Raw genomic sequence first — 1,162 nt, 5'->3', positions numbered from 1 at the left:
GACTGGTGGAGCAGCCGGTGCGGCGTTATCCGCTGACGTGGTGGTGGGAGACGCTGCTGGCGGTGCTGGCGGTGGCGGGCCTGTGGATCGGCGTCGACGCCCTGCAGAACGGCCTGCGGGACCGCCTGTTCCGGGGCACCGACCGCGATCCGGTGCCCCGCAGCGAGCGCATCCAGAACCTGCTGATCCCCGGCACGGGCATCGGCAGCGGCTGCAGCCTCGTGTACGGCCAGCCCTACAACGACACCACCCGCATCGATTTCGAGCGCTGCGGCCGCCCCGGCCGGCCCGGTGCCGGCGAGATCTTCCTGCTGGGCGATTCCCATGCCCTGCACCTGCTGCCGATGCTGGATGCGGTGACCGCCCGCACCGGCCAGCGGATCAGCTTCACCTACCAGATGGCCTGCTTCACCGATCCCAGCCTGCTGATGAGCTGGGGCAACAAGAGCTATGGCCCCTGCCGCGACTTTGTGGTCGGCGAGATGGAGCGCTCCCTGGAACGCCTCAAGCGGGGCGATGTCGTGGTGCTCTCCTCCTGGCTCAACTACTACGTGGGCGATGTGACCCCCGCCGGCACCCCCAGCGAGGCCAACGTCATGGATGGCGACCGCCGCCTCACCCCCGCCCAGGCCCGGGAGCGCCACGTGGCCAACCTGCGGGCCTACGCCCAGCGCCTCGCCGCCCGGGGCATCGCGCTGGTGCTGGTGGTGGACAGCCCGATGCTGGCCCGCAAGCCGCTGGAATGTCGCCGCTCCACCGGCCCGGCCGTGAGCTGCGCGCCCGAGCCCGCCGTGACGGCGGCGATGCAGCGCACGGTGCGCGCCACCCTGGAGGCGGCGGCGGCGGGCCTGCCGAACGTGCATGTGTTCGACCCCACCCCCTACCTGGTGGGTGCGGATGGTCGGGTGCTGGATCGCCGGCCCGACGGCACCCCCCTGTTCGCCGACAACCACCACCTCAGCGTCAGCGGCAGCCGCTCGCTGGCGGAGCCGTTCGAGCGGTTCCTGTCGCAGGCGGGCCTGACCCCGGGGGGTCGCTGATGGCCGTGGCCCCCGCCGTCACGAGCACCGGAGCTGCCGCGTCGGCGAGCGGCCCGGCGACCGGAGCAGGCGGGAAAGGGGGAGGGTTTGCCTACCGGCCGGACATCGATGCGCTGCGGGGG

General features: G+C 72.7%; 1 protein-coding gene. It reads left to right on the top strand.

Annotated elements, in window-relative coordinates:
* Positions 1-1,040, top strand: a 1,040-nt coding sequence (locus KUG38_RS16640) for an SGNH hydrolase domain-containing protein (protein WP_286196170.1), incomplete at its 5' end; no start/stop codon positions are given.
* Positions 1,041-1,162 lie beyond the last annotated feature (122 nt).

Source organism: Synechococcus sp. CCAP 1479/9 (assembly GCF_019038535.1).
In the GTDB taxonomy this organism is placed as follows: domain Bacteria; phylum Cyanobacteriota; class Cyanobacteriia; order PCC-6307; family Cyanobiaceae; genus Cyanobium.
The sequence above is the reverse complement of the archived record's forward strand: the minus strand, read 5'-3'. Positions and strand labels throughout refer to the sequence as shown.